Source organism: Streptomyces sp. NPDC055189, assembly GCF_053606765.1.
Window position 1 is genome coordinate 25,740 of sequence record NZ_JBSGSG010000009.1, and the last position, 15,893, is coordinate 41,632.

Here is a 15,893-nt window from a genome sequence, read left to right on the forward strand (position 1 = left end):
GTGCCTCCGCCTGATGCGAGTACCGACGCCGGAACCGAGACTGACCCCGAGTCCGCCACCGAGTCCTCCACCGCCGACAGGGCGGACGCCCAGGACGCCCAGGACGCGCAGGACACCCTGGACCTGCGCCTCCCGGACGAACTCATCGCCCTGTTCGGTGCGGGCGATGCGAGCGATGCGGGCCATGCAGGCAGTGCGGGCGGTGCCGGTGATGCGGACGAAACAAGAGGGACGAACGCCGCAGGACACGTCGGTGCCGATGCGAGTAGGGCAGGTCGTGCCCCGACACCTACGGCCGCCTCGTCGGCCGATGACCTGCTCGACAACGTCGCCGACTGGGGCCCCGCGACCACCCCTGCCGGTGTCTTCCAACTCGTCCCCGTGTGCGTCCAACGCGATCTGCCCCTCATCGGCCGGTGGATGAACGACCCCGCCGTGGCGGCGTTCTGGGAGCTGTCCGGCCCCGATGCCGTCACGGAGGCGCATCTGCGCGGCCAGATCGACGGTGACGGCCGCAGCGTCCCCTGTCTCGGAGTCCTTGACGGCACACCAATGAGTTACTGGGAGATCTACCGCGCGGATCTGGACGGCCTGGCCCGTCACTATCCGGCCCGCCCGCACGACACCGGTCTTCACCTCCTCATCGGCGGTGTCGCCGACCGCGGCCGGGGCCTCGGCACCTCTCTGCTGAGAGCCGTCGCCGACCTCGTGCTCGACCATCGAGCCGCGAGCGCACGCGTCATCGCGGAACCCGACCTGCGCAACACCCCCTCCGTCTCCGCATTCCTGAGCGCTGGATTCCGCTTCGCCGCGGAGGTGGATCTCCCCGACAAGCGCGCGGCGCTCATGGTCCGTGACCGGGCCCTTCGCGCAGTGCTCTGACCCGTTCACTCTTAGTACACCGCTCGACCTGATCCGGTTCCCTCCCTGAGGAGTCCCCGTGCCGAATCCGACCGTTCCGCCGACATCCCGAGAACCGTCCGTTCTCTACGACCCACCCGAGCTGACTCCGGACAGGTGGGCGAGGGGAGGGCGCCGCCTCCTCGCCAAGATGGTCGGCGAGTTCGCTTATGAGGAGATCATCGAGCCCATCCCGGCCACGGCCGGACCGGACAAAGGTGAACCGGATGAAGCCGGATCGGACAAAGGCGAACCGCAGAGCTACAGCCTCCGCCTCGACGCCGAGGACGACCGGGGATGTCTCTTCTTCCGCGCCCGCCGCGGCTCGTACGGCAGTTGGCGCGTCGACCCGGCAAGCCTGACCCTGGCCGAGGGCGAGGGACCGCCGCTCCCCTTCAGCGACCCTCTCCGTTTCCTCACACGGGCCCGCCGCACCCTGGGAATCGACGGCGCCACGCTCGGCCACCTCATCCGCGAGCTGACCGTCACGCTCTCCGCCGACGCCCGGCTCGACCAGACCGCCCTCACCGCGGCGCAGCTCGCCGATCTCGACTACGCGGAACTCGAAGGGCATCAGACCGGCCACCCCTGGCTCGTCCTGAACAAGGGCCGCATCGGGTTCTCCGCGAGTGACACCGCCCGCTGGGCACCCGAGGCCCGCCGCACCACGCGGCTTCCCTGGATCGCGGTCCACACCGACCTCGCCGCCTACCGAGGCGTCGCCGGCCTGGACTCCGCGGATGAGCTCTACGCACGGGAACTCACCCCCGACACAAGGGACTCCTTCGCGGGCATACTCAGGGCACGCGGTCTCGATCCGCACGCCTACCTCTATTTGCCGGTGCATCCGTGGCAGTGGGACGACATCGTCCTGCCGCTCTTCGCCCCCTCCGTAGCCGCGGGAATGATCGTCCCTCTTGTCGCCGACAGCGATCTGCGGCTGCCCCAGCAGTCCATTCGTACGTTCCTGAACTTGTCCCGCCCCGACCGGCACACCGTCAAACTGCCGCTGTCGGTCCTCAACACCCTGGTGTGGCGCGGGCTCCCGACCGAGCGCACCCTGGCCGCCCCCGCCGTCACCGCCTGGATGCACGCCGTGCGTGACGCGGACCCCTTCCTGCGGGACGAATGCCGGGTGATCCTGCTCGGCGAGGTCGCGTCGGTGACCGTCGAGCACCCGCTCTACGAAGGGCTTCCCGAGGTCCCTTACCAATACAAGGAACTGCTCGGTGCGATCTGGCGCGAGCCGATCACCCGTTATCTCGCACCCGGCGAGCGCGCCCGTACGCTCGCCTCCTTAACTCAGACCGACCCGCAAGGAAGGGCCTTCGTCGCCGAACTGGTCGAGCGCTCACGCCTCGCCCCCGAGGCGTGGCTGCGGCGGCTCTTCGCCGCCCTGCTCCCTCCGCTCCTGCAGTTCCTGTACCGGTACGGCACGGTGTTCTCCCCTCATGGGGAGAACGCCATCGTCGTCTTCGACGACAAGGACGTGCCCGTCCGGCTGGCGGTGAAGGACTTCGTCGACGACGTCAACGTCAGCGCCGATGCCCTTCCGGAGCACGCGTCGATGCCGGACGACGTCCGGGACGTACTGCTCACCGAACGCCCCGATTTCCTCACGCAGTTCATCCACTCGGGGCTCTTCGTGGGCGTCTTCCGCTATCTCGCCCCCCTGTGCGACGAGCAGCTTGGCGTCCCGGAGACCGACTTCTGGGCCCTCGTCCGCGCCGAGATCCTGCGTCATCAGGCGCGAGCCCCGCAGCTCAGGGAGCGATACGACATGTTCGACCTGCTCACGCCCCGCATCGAGCGGCTGTGCCTCAACCGGAACCGGCTCCACCTCGACGGGTACCGGGACCGCCCCGAGCGCCCGCACGCCGCCGTACACGGGAGCGTGCCCAATCCCCTCCACCGGCCTTGACCGAGGGATTGTCAGTGGAGACCCGTAGGGTGGTCGCGCTATGACAAAGCCCTCCCTTCCCGAGCTCCTGCACGCCGCCGTCACCGCCGTCGGCGGCACGGAGCGCCCTGGCCAGGTGACGATGGCCGAGACCGTCGCCGAGGCGATCGACGACGGCTCCCATCTCCTGATCCAGGCCGGTACCGGCACGGGCAAGTCCCTCGGCTATCTGGTGCCCGCCCTCGCGCACGGCGAGCGCGTGGTGGTCGCGACCGCGACGCTGGCGCTGCAGCGCCAGCTCGTGGAGCGCGACCTGCCGCGGACGGTCGACGCCCTGCATCCCCTGCTGCGCCGCCGCCCCCAGTTCGCCATGCTCAAGGGCCGCTCGAACTACCTGTGCCTGCATCGCCTCCATGAAGGCGTGCCGCAGGAAGAGGAGGAGGGCCCCGGGCTCTTCGACCAGTTCGAGGCCGCCGCGCCCACCAGCAAGCTGGGCCAGGACCTGCTGCGGATGCGCGACTGGGCGGACGAGACCGAGACCGGCGACCGCGACGACCTCACCCCCGGGGTCTCCGACCGCGCCTGGTCCCAGGTGTCCGTCTCCTCCAGGGAGTGCCTGGGAGCGTCGAAGTGTGCGTACGGAGCGGAGTGCTTCGCCGAGGCGGCGCGTGAGCGGGCCAAGCTCTCCGAGGTCGTGGTCACCAATCACGCACTCCTTGCGATCGATGCCATCGAGGGCGCTCCCGTCCTTCCCCAGCACGAAGTGCTGATCGTGGACGAGGCCCATGAGCTGGTCTCCAGGGTCACCGGCGTCGCCACCGGAGAGCTCACTCCGGGGCAGGTCAGCCGTGCCGTGCGCCGAGCGGCAAAGCTCGTCAACGAGAAGGCGGCCGATCAGCTCCAGACCGCCTCCGAAGGCTTCGAGCGGGTCATGGAGCTGGCCCTCCCGGGGCGCCTCGAGGAGATTCCGGAGGACCTCGGGTACACCCTGATGGCTCTGCGTGACGCCGCCCGCACGGTCATCTCGGCGCTCGGCTCCACTCGCGACAAGTCGGTCCAGGACGAGGACGCCGTACGCAAGCAGGCCCTCGCCTCCGTCGAGTCGATCCACGACGTGGCGGAGCGCATCTCGAACGGCTCCGAGTGGGACGTCGTCTGGTACGAGCGTCATGACCGCTTCGGAGCCTCGCTGCGGGTGGCGCCCATGTCCGTGTCGGGCCTGCTCCGCGAGAAGCTCTTCAGCGACCGCTCCGTGGTCCTCACGTCCGCGACCCTCAAGCTCGGGGGCGACTTCAATGGCGTGGGAGCCTCTCTGGGCCTCGCTCCCGAGGGCACCGAGTCCGAGGACGCGCCGGCCTGGAAGGGCCTCGACGTCGGCTCGCCCTTCGAATACCGCAAGCAGGGGATCCTGTACGTGGCCAAGCACCTGGCCCGGCCGGGCCGTGAGGGCACGCGCAGCGACATGATCGAGGAACTGGCGGAACTGATCGAGGCGGCAGGCGGCCGGACGCTCGGTCTGTTCTCGTCCATGCGCGCCGCTCAGAACGCAGCCGAGGAGCTGCGGGGCCGCCTTGACATGCCGATCCTGCTGCAGGGCGAGGAGACGCTGGGCGAGTTGATCAAGAACTTCGCCGCGGACCCGCAGACCTGCCTGTTCGGGACGCTTTCCCTGTGGCAGGGGGTCGATGTGCCGGGCGCCAGCTGCCAGTTGGTGGTCATGGACAAGATCCCCTTCCCGCGTCCCGACGACCCGCTGATGAGCGCACGCCAGAAGGCCGTGGACGACGGCGGCGGCAATGGCTTCATGGCCATCGCCGCGACCCATGCGGCGCTCCTGATGGCGCAGGGCGCGGGGCGTCTTGTGCGGGCCTCCGCGGACCGCGGAGTCGTCGCCGTCCTGGACCCCCGGCTCGCCACGGCGCGCTACGGAAGCTATCTGAAGGCTTCACTGCCGGACTTCTGGTACACGACGGACCGTAATCAGGCGCGCCGTTCCCTGGCCGCGATCGACGCGGCGGCCAAGGCCACGGTCACGATCAAGGACGCCGACGAGGGAACGGCCGACGAGGGAACGGCCGACGAGGAGTAGCGAAGGGGCGCGGGGGAGCGGCTTCGGTCCCGGCCCTCGGACGCAGCAGGGCCCCGGAACCGGCGCAGTTGGTTCCGGGGCCCGGTCGGGGGCGCGGCCTCACACGCGCCGCAGCACCGCCACCACCTTGCCGAGGATCGTCGCCTCGTCACCGGGGATCGGCTGATACGCGGAGTTGTGCGGCAGCAGCCATACGTGGCCGTCTTCGCGCTTGAACCGCTTGACCGTGGCTTCGCCGTCGAGCATGGCGGCGACGATGTCGCCGTTCTCCGCGACCGGCTGGCGGCGGACCGTCACCCAGTCTCCGTCGCAGATCGCGGCCTCGATCATGGAATCGCCGACGACCTTGAGGACGAACAGCTCACCGTCACCGACGAGCTGCCGGGGGAGCGGGAAGACGTCCTCCACCGACTCCTCGGCGAGGATCGGGCCACCGGCCGCGATGCGGCCGACCAGCGGGACGTACGAAGCGGCCGGCTTGCCCGCGGTGTCGGTGGGCTGGCTGCTCGGCTGGTCCGAGCCGCGCACCTCGTACGCTCGCGGGCGGTGCGGGTCACGGCGCAGGAAACCCTTGCGCTCCAGGGCCATCAGCTGGTGGGCGACCGACGAGGTGCTGGAGAGGCCCACCGCCTGACCGATTTCCCGCATCGACGGCGGGTAACCACGCCGCTGCACCGAGTCCCTGATGACCTCGATGACGCGGCGCTGCCGGTCGGTGAGGCCCGAGCTGTCGGCGCGGATTCCTGGAGGTCGGCCCGGTAGGGAGCGTGTGGGCTTGGCGCCCTCCTGGTTCGTGTCTGCGTCACTCATTGCATGCACCGGCTCGAGTCGGCTCTGGCGGTCCTGAGCAGTGATGGTGGCACTGTCTGCGGTGGTGGTCACGTCGGTCGGCCCCTCTCGAGAATGTTCTCCCTAGTTAGCCAACGGTAGTTGCTTTCGAAAGGTTGCGCCAAACACACGTTCGAGTGAAAAATCGCAGAAGGTCTGCCGTGATCATGCGTCTGGGTGTATGGCTAACGTTCGAGCCGAATGGCATTTCGGTTGATTACGGTACGCTTCACCGCCGGGACCGAGGCCCCCTCGGTGGGGCTCCCATACTGCCATTCGTTGCTCGGCCGATCCGGTACCGCCCCCCTTCCTGTGGGTCGCGCGAGGCGGGCTCGTAACCTTCACGACGTGCCGTGGGCGCGCGACACGCGATGGGGTCGGATTTACGGCCAAACCCCAGATCTAGTGGTTGGATTGCAACCACGGCCCAGAAGTTGTGGTCCCCGGTCTTTCCAGGCCCCGGGCATCGCCTATGCTTGGGGCTGCTTCGAGGGCCTCATGGGCCCGGTGAGGCCTACGAGTCGTGTCTTGAAGGAGGGTTGGGAGTTCATGCACTGCCCCTTCTGCAGGCACCCCGACAGTCGCGTGGTCGACAGTCGCACCACCGACGACGGGACGTCGATCCGCAGGCGCCGTCAGTGCCCCGACTGCTCCCGTCGTTTCACGACGGTGGAGACGTGTTCGCTGATGGTGGTCAAGCGCAGCGGCGTGACCGAGCCTTTCAGCCGTACGAAGGTGATCAACGGCGTACGCAAGGCGTGTCAGGGGCGTCCGGTGACCGAGGACGCGCTCGCTCAGCTCGGCCAGCGGGTCGAGGAAGCGGTGCGGGCCACCGGAAGCGCCGAGCTGACCACGCACGACGTGGGTCTGGCCATACTCGGTCCGCTGCAGGAGCTGGACCTGGTGGCCTACCTGCGCTTCGCGTCCGTGTACCGGGCGTTCGACTCGCTCGACGACTTCGAGGCTGCCGTCGGGGAGCTGAGGGACCAGCGGGAAAAGCGGCTCGACGAAGAGCCGCAGGGCGCCGGCGGGGAGCCCGGCGTGAATGACTGCGGGCCCGGAGGGACTGTCGAAGTCCCGGTGCCCGCCACTGCCGCCGACTGACCGGCCAACGGCCGACGGCGACACACACAGACCTGTTGCGGATGCCTTCGCGGCTTTCGCGGCACCAGACAACACCGTGTCACGGGAACATCGTGGCACTTCAGGGCGTTTTAGCCTGATACAGGGAGGCGGCATGACCGAGACGACGAGCGGCCCGGCACGAGGTTCCCGCGCCAAGGGATCCAAGGCCAGCAAGGGTCTGCGTATCGAGCGCATCCATACGACGCCCGGCGTGCATCCGTACGACGAGGTGGTCTGGGAGCGCCGAGACGTCGTCATGACCAACTGGCGCGACGGCTCGGTCAACTTCGAGCAGCGTGGCGTCGAGTTCCCCGACTTCTGGTCGGTGAACGCGGTCAACATCGTCACCAGTAAGTACTTCCGCGGGGCCGTTGGCACCCCGCAGCGCGAGACCGGCCTCAAGCAGCTGATCGACCGCATCGTGAAGACGTACCGGAAGGCCGGCGAGGACTACAACTACTTCGCGTCGCCCGCCGACGCCGAGATCTTCGAGCACGAGCTGGCGTACGCCCTCCTGCACCAGATCTTCAGCTTCAACTCCCCGGTCTGGTTCAACGTCGGCACGCCCCAGCCGCAGCAGGTCTCCGCCTGCTTCATCCTGGCCGTGGACGACTCCATGGACTCGATCCTGGACTGGTACAAGGAAGAGGGGATGATCTTCAAGGGCGGCTCCGGTGCCGGCCTGAACCTCTCCCGCATTCGTTCCTCCAAGGAACTGCTCTCCTCCGGAGGCAACGCCTCGGGACCGGTCTCCTTCATGCGCGGTGCCGACGCGTCCGCGGGAACCATCAAGTCGGGCGGCGCCACGCGCCGCGCGGCCAAGATGGTCATCCTCGACGTCGACCACCCCGACATCGAGGGCTTCATCGAGACCAAGGTGAAGGAAGAGGAGAAGATCCGCGCCCTGCGTGACGCGGGCTTCGACATGGACCTGGGCGGCGACGACATCACGTCCGTCCAGTACCAGAACGCCAACAACTCGGTCCGCGTGAACGACACGTTCATGAAGGCGGTCGAGGAGGGCGGCAAGTTCGGCCTCACGTCCCGTATGACGGGCGACGTCATCGAGGAGGTCGACGCCAAGTCGCTCTTCCGCAAGATGGCCGAGGCCGCCTGGGCCTGCGCCGACCCCGGCATCCAGTACGACGACACCATCAACGCCTGGCACACCTGCCCGGAGTCCGGCCGGATCAACGGCTCGAACCCGTGCAGCGAGTACATGCACCTGGACAACACGTCCTGCAACCTCGCCTCGCTGAACCTGATGAAGTTCCTGAAGGACGACGGCCTGGGCAACCAGTCCTTCGAGGTCGAGCGCTTCGCGAAGGTCGTCGAGCTCGTCATCACCGCGATGGACATCTCCATCTGCTTCGCGGACTTCCCGACGCAGAAGATCGGCGAGAACACCCGCGCTTTCCGTCAGCTCGGCATCGGTTACGCCAACCTCGGCGCCCTGCTGATGGCGACCGGCCACGCCTATGACTCCGACGGCGGCCGCGCGCTCGCCGGTGCCATCACCTCCCTGATGACCGGCACCTCGTACAAGCGTTCCGCCGAGCTCGCCGCGGTCGTCGGCCCGTACGACGGCTACGCCAAGAACGCCACGCCGCACAAGCGCGTCATGAAGCAGCACGCCGACGCCAACGCCACGGCCGTCCGCATGGACGACCTGGACACGCCGGTCTGGGCCGCCGCCACGGAGGCATGGCAGGACGTCGTCCGCCTCGGCGAGAAGAACGGTTTCCGTAACTCCCAGGCGTCGGTCATCGCCCCGACCGGCACCATCGGTCTCGCGATGTCCTGCGACACCACCGGCCTGGAGCCGGACCTCGCCCTGGTCAAGTTCAAGAAGCTCGTCGGCGGCGGCTCGATGCAGATCGTCAACGGCACCGTGCCGCAGGCCCTGCGTCGCCTGGGCTACCAGGAGGAGCAGATCGAGGCGATCGTCGCCCACATCGCCGAGAACGGCAATGTGGTCGACGCCCCGAGCCTGAAGACCGAGCACTACGAGATCTTCGACTGCGCGATGGGCGAGCGCTCCATCTCCGCGATGGGTCACGTCCGGATGATGGCGGCCATCCAGCCGTGGATCTCCGGCGCGCTCTCCAAGACGGTCAACCTCCCGGAGACCGCCTCCGTCGAGGACGTCGAAGAGGTCTACTACGAGGCGTGGAAGATGGGCGTCAAGGCGCTCGCCATCTACCGCGACAACTGCAAGGTCGGCCAGCCCCTCTCCGCCAAGAAGAAGGAGCAGGAGAAGGCCGCGGTCACCGAGAAGGCCGAGGACACGATCCGCACCGCGGTCGAGAAGGTGGTCGAGTACCGCCCCGTCCGCAAGCGCCTTCCCAAGGGCCGCCCGGGGATCACCACCTCCTTCACCGTAGGTGGCGCCGAGGGCTACATGACCGCCAACTCCTACCCGGACGACGGTCTCGGCGAGGTCTTCCTGAAGATGTCCAAGCAGGGCTCGACCCTCGCGGGCATGATGGACGCCTTCTCGATCGCCGTCTCCGTGGGCCTGCAGTACGGCGTTCCGCTGGAGACGTACGTCTCGAAGTTCACGAACATGCGCTTCGAGCCGGCCGGCATGACGGACGACCCGGATGTGCGGATGGCGCAGTCGATCGTCGACTACATCTTCCGCCGCCTGGCGCTGGACTTCCTGCCCTTCGAGACCCGGTCCGCGCTCGGCATCCACTCGGCCGAAGAGCGTCAGCGCCACCTGGACACCGGTTCCTACGAGCCGTCCCTGGACGGCTCCGACCTGGACGTCGAGGGTCTGTCCCAGTCGGCTCCGCAGCAGCCGGAGCCTCTGAAGGCGGTCGCCGCGCCGAGGACCGAGGCCGAGAAGCCCGCTCCGCAGCAGGCGCACACCAGTGCCGAGCTCGTCGAGATGCAGCTGGGCATCCAGGCCGACGCACCGCTGTGCTTCTCCTGCGGGACGAAGATGCAGCGGGCCGGTTCCTGCTACATCTGCGAGGGCTGCGGCTCGACCAGCGGTTGCAGCTGAGCCGTCGCGGCTGATCCCGCACGTGCCGGGAGCTCCTGGCGATAGCCGGGAGTGAAGCCTGAACGCCAGGGCGGTGGTGCCGAGAAATCGGCGTCACCGCCCTTGGCGTTTCCCGTGGCACGAAGGGCCGAGGGGGTCTGCGAGCGCCGTTCTCAGAGCGCGGAGCCCATCACTGCCGCGAAGGACGTCGGGTCGGCGTCGAATCCGCGGACGATCTCCCGGAACGACCATGCGCCCGACTCGCTCCGGGTGAACTCGGCGATCGTCGCGGCCGTGGACCCGGAGACCGCGGAAAGGTCGCTCAGCGCCAGATCCGTGTGTCCCGTGCGGATGCGCACCGCGGTGTTCGGGATGTCGCCGAAGACCTTCTCGCCCTCGTGAGGCTGTATGGCCACACCGACCACCACGCGCGCGTACGCGGCCGCGAGCCGGTCGAGCTCCAGGGTCATGACCTCGTCGAAGCCGAAGCCCTGACCCGTCTTGCTGTCCCTGTTGAGGGTGATGGTCCCGTCGGGGGCGCGGCTGTCGAAATGCACCAGGTACACGGGGCTGTCGTACGGAGCGTCCGCCAAGTAGGTCGCGGCGATGATGTCGAGGTCGTGCGGCGGCGATCCGACAGGGCTCGGATCCCACTTGAGCCCCACTTCGACCTTCTTGATCCCCTTGCTGACACTGCTCACAGAGTCTCCCCTCCTCGTGTCCCGGCTGACGCCGACGCTCCAGACATGTCCACATGTCTTCACGGCATGCCCTGCGGACACGCTACGGCGTATGACTGACATCTCTGAAGTTTCCGAGTGTGCGGGGGCGTTGAGGCCGCCGCGGGCATTTCTGGTGGCGTGTGTACGCGGGCTCGTAGATCATTGGCGCCATGACGTGGAACGGGGAAGAACTGGACATCGACGCCTACTTGGCCAGGGTCGGCCACGAGGGCGAGGCGAAGCCCGACTTCGAGACGCTCCGGGCGCTGCACCGGGCGCATGTGGCGTCGATCCCCTTCGAGAACCTGGAGATGATGCTCGGGCGGCCGGTGCCGCTGGATCTGGCGGCGCTGCAGGACAAGCTGGTGCGGCAGCGCAGGGGCGGCTACTGCTACGAGCAGAACCTGCTGTTCGCGGCGGCCCTGGACCGGATCGGCTTCGCCGTCACCGGGCTCGGTGCCCGTGTCCGTGCGGGCGCCTCCTCGCGTCGCGCGGTGACGCACATGCTCCTGAAGGTGGAGGCGGACGGGCGGCAGTGGCACTGTGACGTCGGTTTCGGCGGCGAAGGGCTGCTCGAACCGATCCCCATGGGGGAGGGCGGAAACGACGTACGGCAGGACGTGCGACAAGGAGAGTGGCGGTTCGGGATCGTCCAGGAGGCAAACGGTGCACGGGTGTTGCGGACCGAGCACACGGACGGCTGGTTCGATCTCTATGAATACACGCTGGAAGAGCGCCTTCCCGTCGACTACGTAGTGATGAACCACTACACATCGACCCACCCGGGGTCGTCGTTCATCCGCCGTCCTGTGATCCAGAGGACCGCTCCGGACGTGCGCCGCACCCTGGTCGGCGAGCGCTTGACGGTGACCCGGCCGGACGGCACATCGGACGAACGCGACGTATCCGCACACGAGTTGAACGATGTCCTCGTCCGGGAGTTCGGTATTGAACTGAACGCCGATGACGGCGCGGAGCTGATCCGGGCGCACTACGCCGGAGCGTGACCCGGGCCACGTCCGGCGCCGTACGATGGCGCGGTGCTGGTCAAGTGGATTCGCTGCACCGTGGTGGACCGACGGGGGTTCGAACGGGGGCAGCGAAAGTGGGCGGGGCTTCTGGGGGAGCCGGGGTTCCGGGGACAGGGTGGAGGGTGGAGCCGTGAGCGGCCGGGCGTGGCGCATGTCTTCGCCTTCTGGGAGAGCCGGGCCTTCTACGACTCCTTCATGGCACGCTCCCACGACCGGCTGGCCGCCGCGCAGTCGGGCACCTTCAAGGACATTCAGAGCAAGCTCTTCGACCACCGTTTCGACGTGAAAACAGGTTTCGAGCCGCGCTTCACGGACGCCGACGTGGTGCGTGTGGCGCACCTCCGGGTCCGTGAGGCGCGCGTGGAGCACTTCGCGCTGATGCAGGAGAAGGTCTGGAACCCGGCGATGGCGGGCTCTCCGGGCATGGTGCGCGGGCTATTCGGAGAGGCGCCGGGGCACGAGTTCCTCGTCCTCTCGATGTGGCTGTCGGCCGCCGAGCACGGCAAATACCGCAGGGAACGGGTGGAACGCCTCTCGCTTCGCGCCCAGACGGAGGCCGATGTCGCGGCGCTGGCCGGTGACATCGTGGAACTGGAGCCGTCGTGGACGGTGTGACGGCACGCGCCCGCAGCGTGTGTCCGCCGTATCCGCTGGGCGCGCCGGAGAGGGCGCCCCTCGTATCCGCCGGATGGAGCTGGGGCGGCTGACCGGTTGGGCCGTCCGGCAGGGGGCGATCTAGGGTTTCCCTATGGCACGTCCGCAGCGCATCTTCCTTGTCCGGCACGGCGAGTCGGCCGGAAACGCCGACGACACCGTGTACGAACGCGAACCCGACCACGCGCTGGCGCTCACCGAGAAGGGGTGGCGGCAGGCGGACGAGACGGGCGAGCAGCTACGGGACGCCGTCGGCCTGGAGCGGGTCAGTGTGTACGTCTCGCCCTACCGCCGCACCCACGAGACCTTCCGGGCCCTGCGGCTCGATCCCGACCTCGTGCGGGTGCGCGAGGAGCCCAGACTGCGGGAGCAGGACTGGGGGAACTGGCAGGACCGGGACGACGTCAGGCTGCAGAAGGCATACCGCGACGCGTACGGGCACTTTTTCTACCGCTTCGCCCAGGGTGAGTCCGGGGCCGACGTGTACGACAGGGTGGGCGCGTTCCTGGAGAGCCTCTACCGGAGCTTCGAGGCCCCGGACCATCCGCCGAACGTCCTCCTCGTCACCCATGGCCTGACCATGCGGCTGTTCTGCATGCGCTGGTTCCACTGGTCGGTGGCGGAGTTCGAGTCGCTGTCGAACCCCGGGAACGGCGAGATGCGGACGCTTGTGCTCGGCGATGACGGCAAATACACGCTGGACCGGCCGTTCGAACGCTGGCGCGAACCGGAACCGTACGGCGTCACCGGATAGAGTGGGAAAGCGATGACCGCTGACTCCTCTCCCGAACGGCGCCTGGCCCGCGCTCTGGCCAGCCTGCGTGGACTGGCGGTGGGGGACGCGCTGGGCTCTCAGTTCTTCGTGCCCGCGAACTACCCGCTGCTGAAGCGCCGGGAAACGCCCCCTGGCCCCTGGCAGTGGACCGACGACACCGAGATGGCCTGCTCCGTATTCGCGATCCTGGTCCGGCACGACCGGATCGACCAGGACGCGCTCGCCCTCTCCTTCGCTGAGCACCACGACTTCGACCGCGGCTACGGCCCCGCCGTGAACCGCCTGCTCAGGCTGGTCCGGGAGGGCGGGGACTGGCGGGAGCTTGCCTCCGCGCTCTTCAAGGGGCAGGGCTCCTGGGGGAATGGCGCGGCCATGCGGATCGCCCCGCTCGGCGCCTGGTACGCGGACGATCCGGAGCAGGCGACGCACCAGGCGGAGATCTCCGCGTACCCCACCCATCAGCACCGTGAGGCGGTCGTGGGAGCCATGGCGGTGGCTGCCGCCGCGGCACTGGCCGCCGATCCCGCGGGGCCGCCCGCACCGAAGGCGCTGCTCGACGGCGTCATCGACCTCGTGCCCCGCAGTGCCGTCGGAGCGGGTCTTCGCCGGGCGCGGGACATGCTCGACTACGGGGACGCGGCGACGGTCGCAGCGGTCCTCGGCTGTGGCCGCCGCACGACGGCCCATGACACGGTGCCGTTCGCCCTGTGGTCGGCCGCCCGTGGCCTCGGCGCCTACGAGCGGGCCATCTGGACCACCGCCCGGGTAGGCGGCGACATGGACACGACCTGCGCCATTGTGGGCGGAGTCGTTGCTTCCGGTGAGGGCGGTGCGCCTCCCGGCGCGTGGCTGGAGCAGACCGAGGCGCTGCCCGGTTGGGTGCCGCTCGCGGTGGGCTGAGGTCCCGGTCCGGCCCTCGTGTGACTGTCACGGTCATGCCACAGATCTACGGGTGCGGGGGCCGTCGTCGGCCGCCCGGCTACTCTTGCCGCAGGCCGCGAGTTGATCATGACTTGCGTGTCCTCAACGAGATGCCGGTCCCCGGCAGCCCCGCCACGCGTGCGTGCCGTCTGCTGCATGCGCGGACCGGCCGGGAGGGGGTCCCGTGTCCGAAACACCGTCCGTGCCTGAGCCATCAGATCCAGATGTGGAAGATCCACCGAGAGGTCTGCCAAGGGATCTGCCGAAAGAACTACCGAAGGATCTGCCAGGAGATCCAGCGAGACGTCCCGCAAGAGGTGCACGAGCGGACAGCGACGGCGAGGCCGTCGAAGAGCCCGAGGACGCCGTGCCCGGGCCGCGTGCCGCTCGGGGGAACCCGGGGCCCCATGCCGACTGGGCGTACCCCGTGGGCAAGCCGGAGCCCCTGCTGGCCGACCTACGGGCCGAACCGCCCGGTCCGATCCCGACGGGCACGCTCGGCGCGGTAGCCGCGACCGGCCTGCTGAGCATGCTGCTGCTCGGCGACGGGCTCGCGCTCAACCTGCTGATCGTCGCCCTGCCGGCCGCGCTCGCCGCGTACTTCGCCGCCGTGCAGGCAGGCCGCAGACCGCGCCCCTGGACGCTGGCGTGGGCGATCGGCGGCCTCGGGCTGCTGGTCGTGCCGGCTCTGCGTGACGCGGCCTGGCCCTCGTTCCTCGCCGTCGTCTCCGCCGTCGCGCTCGGCTCGCTGGCCCTGCACGGCTGCCGTACCTGGCCCGGCGTCCTGCTCGGCCCGCTCGGGCTCTTCGAAGCGGTGCTCTCGGGACCGGCCTGGGGCTGGCACGGGGTGCGCAGTCGCGCGAGCGGGTCCAAGAGCGGGCCCATTCTGCGGGCGGTCGTGGTGACCGCCGTGCTGCTGCTGGTCTTCGGCGCACTGTTCGCCGGGGCCGATGCCGCCTTCGCGGGGCTGCTGGGCGATCTGCTGCCCGATGCCTCCGTCGGCGAGGGGCCGTGGCGCCTGCTGCTCTTCGCGGCCGGTGTCCTCGGAGCGCTCGCGGCGGCGCGCACCGCTGCCGCGCCCGTGCACTGGGACCGGCTCGTCGTGGGTCCTGGCCGGGAGCGGGGCCGCGTGGAGTGGGCGCTGCCGCTGATCGTCCTGAACCTGCTGTTCGCGGCGTTCAACGTGGTGCAGCTCGCGGTGCTCTTCGGCGGCTACGACGCGGTCCTGGAAAAGACAGACCTCTCCTACGCCGCGTACGCGCGCCAGGGCTTCTGGCAGCTGCTGCTCGCCACGCTGCTCACTCTGGTCGTCATCGTCCTCGCCCTGCGCTGGGCGCCGCGTGACGGGGTCGGCGACCGTCGTCTGGTGCGGGCCGTGCTCGGCACGCTCTGCGCCCTCACGCTGGTCGTCGTGGCGTCGGCGGTGCGCCGTATGGACATGTACGTCGATGCGTACGGTCTGACCCGGCTGCGGGTGTCCGTCGTGGCCGTGGAGCTCTGGCTCGGCCTGGTCATCGTGCTGATCATGGCGGCGGGGGTGTGGGGCGCCCGTTGGCTGCCGCGCGCCGTTGCCGCGAGCGCGGCGGCCGGTGTGCTGGCCTTCGGGCTCCTTTCCCCCGACGGTCTTGTCGCTGAGCGCAATGTCCAGCGCTACGAGGACGCCGGGAAGTTCGACCTGGAGTACGCGCGCGGGCTGTCCGCCGATGCCGCACCGGCCATCGACGAGCTGCCGGAGCCGCTGCGGTCCTGCGCCCTTGAGGGCATCGCGAACAGCCTCGGTTCCGAGCGCGGGCCTTGGTACGCCACCAGTCTCGGTGAGGCGCGCGCCAGGGAGATCATCGAGGAACGGCCGCCCAAGGCTGCCCCGGGGGACTGTGAAGGGTCCGACCGGGAGAGCTCGTACCGCTGAGGCGTGCTTTGGCGGGCCGGTGGCCTGATGGGGCCACCGGCCCGGCTCGT

Annotated in this window: 12 protein-coding genes; 10 read left to right on the forward strand and 2 right to left on the reverse strand. The window is 69.1% G+C overall.

Annotated features, from left to right (window positions below; genetic code table 11):
• Genes ACWFR3_RS09090 through ACWFR3_RS09100 form a run of 3 tightly spaced genes read left to right on the forward strand, consistent with a single transcriptional unit; the run spans window position 1 to window position 4,889 of the window.
• On the forward strand, window positions 1-882 hold the full coding sequence (locus tag ACWFR3_RS09090; protein WP_453733913.1) for a GNAT family N-acetyltransferase: 882 nt from the start codon (window positions 1-3) through the stop codon (window positions 880-882).
• A gap of 58 nt (window positions 883-940) precedes the next feature.
• Window positions 941-2,821, forward strand: a complete 1,881-nt coding sequence (locus ACWFR3_RS09095) for an IucA/IucC family protein (protein ID WP_453733914.1) — start codon at window positions 941-943, stop codon at window positions 2,819-2,821.
• 40 nt (window positions 2,822-2,861) lie between these two features.
• Window positions 2,862-4,889, forward strand: coding sequence for an ATP-dependent DNA helicase (locus ACWFR3_RS09100; protein WP_453733915.1), 2,028 nt, complete (start codon window positions 2,862-2,864; stop codon window positions 4,887-4,889).
• 99 nt (window positions 4,890-4,988) lie between these two features.
• On the opposite strand, the gene lexA is transcribed toward ACWFR3_RS09100, so the two are convergent.
• Complete coding sequence (lexA, locus tag ACWFR3_RS09105) at window positions 4,989-5,771, reverse strand: transcriptional repressor LexA (protein WP_190085118.1); 783 nt, start codon at window positions 5,769-5,771, stop codon at window positions 4,989-4,991.
• 495 nt (window positions 5,772-6,266) lie between these two features.
• Between lexA and nrdR the strand changes: the two genes are divergently transcribed.
• Window positions 6,267-6,821 (forward strand): transcriptional regulator NrdR, encoded by a 555-nt coding sequence (nrdR, locus tag ACWFR3_RS09110; protein ID WP_371526810.1) that lies wholly within the window; start codon window positions 6,267-6,269, stop codon window positions 6,819-6,821.
• 133 nt (window positions 6,822-6,954) lie between these two features.
• Window positions 6,955-9,852 (forward strand): vitamin B12-dependent ribonucleotide reductase, encoded by a 2,898-nt coding sequence (locus ACWFR3_RS09115; RefSeq protein ID WP_453733916.1) that lies wholly within the window; start codon window positions 6,955-6,957, stop codon window positions 9,850-9,852.
• A 152-nt stretch (window positions 9,853-10,004) separates the two neighbouring features.
• On the opposite strand, the gene ACWFR3_RS09120 is transcribed toward ACWFR3_RS09115, so the two are convergent.
• Entirely contained in the window at window positions 10,005-10,532 is a 528-nt protein-coding gene (locus ACWFR3_RS09120) for a TerD family protein (RefSeq protein ID WP_453733917.1), read from the reverse strand.
• A 191-nt stretch (window positions 10,533-10,723) separates the two neighbouring features.
• On the opposite strand from ACWFR3_RS09120, the gene ACWFR3_RS09125 reads away from it, so the two are divergent.
• The 5 genes from ACWFR3_RS09125 (at window position 10,724) to ACWFR3_RS09145 (ending at window position 15,843) form a co-directional block, all read left to right on the forward strand.
• Window positions 10,724-11,560: an arylamine N-acetyltransferase family protein gene (locus ACWFR3_RS09125; RefSeq protein WP_453733918.1), complete on the forward strand. Its 837-nt coding sequence runs from the start codon at window positions 10,724-10,726 to the stop codon at window positions 11,558-11,560.
• 33 nt (window positions 11,561-11,593) lie between these two features.
• Entirely contained in the window at window positions 11,594-12,199 is a 606-nt protein-coding gene (locus ACWFR3_RS09130) for a YdbC family protein (RefSeq protein ID WP_453733919.1), read from the forward strand.
• A 133-nt stretch (window positions 12,200-12,332) separates the two neighbouring features.
• Entirely contained in the window at window positions 12,333-12,992 is a 660-nt protein-coding gene (locus ACWFR3_RS09135; RefSeq protein WP_453733920.1) for a histidine phosphatase family protein, read from the forward strand.
• Between the two features lie 12 nt (window positions 12,993-13,004).
• Window positions 13,005-13,913, forward strand: coding sequence for an ADP-ribosylglycohydrolase family protein (locus ACWFR3_RS09140; RefSeq protein WP_453733921.1), 909 nt, complete (start codon window positions 13,005-13,007; stop codon window positions 13,911-13,913).
• A gap of 448 nt (window positions 13,914-14,361) precedes the next feature.
• A complete protein-coding gene (locus ACWFR3_RS09145; RefSeq protein ID WP_453733922.1) occupies window positions 14,362-15,843 on the forward strand; it encodes a DUF4153 domain-containing protein in 1,482 nt (493 codons plus the stop codon).
• Window positions 15,844-15,893 lie beyond the last annotated feature (50 nt).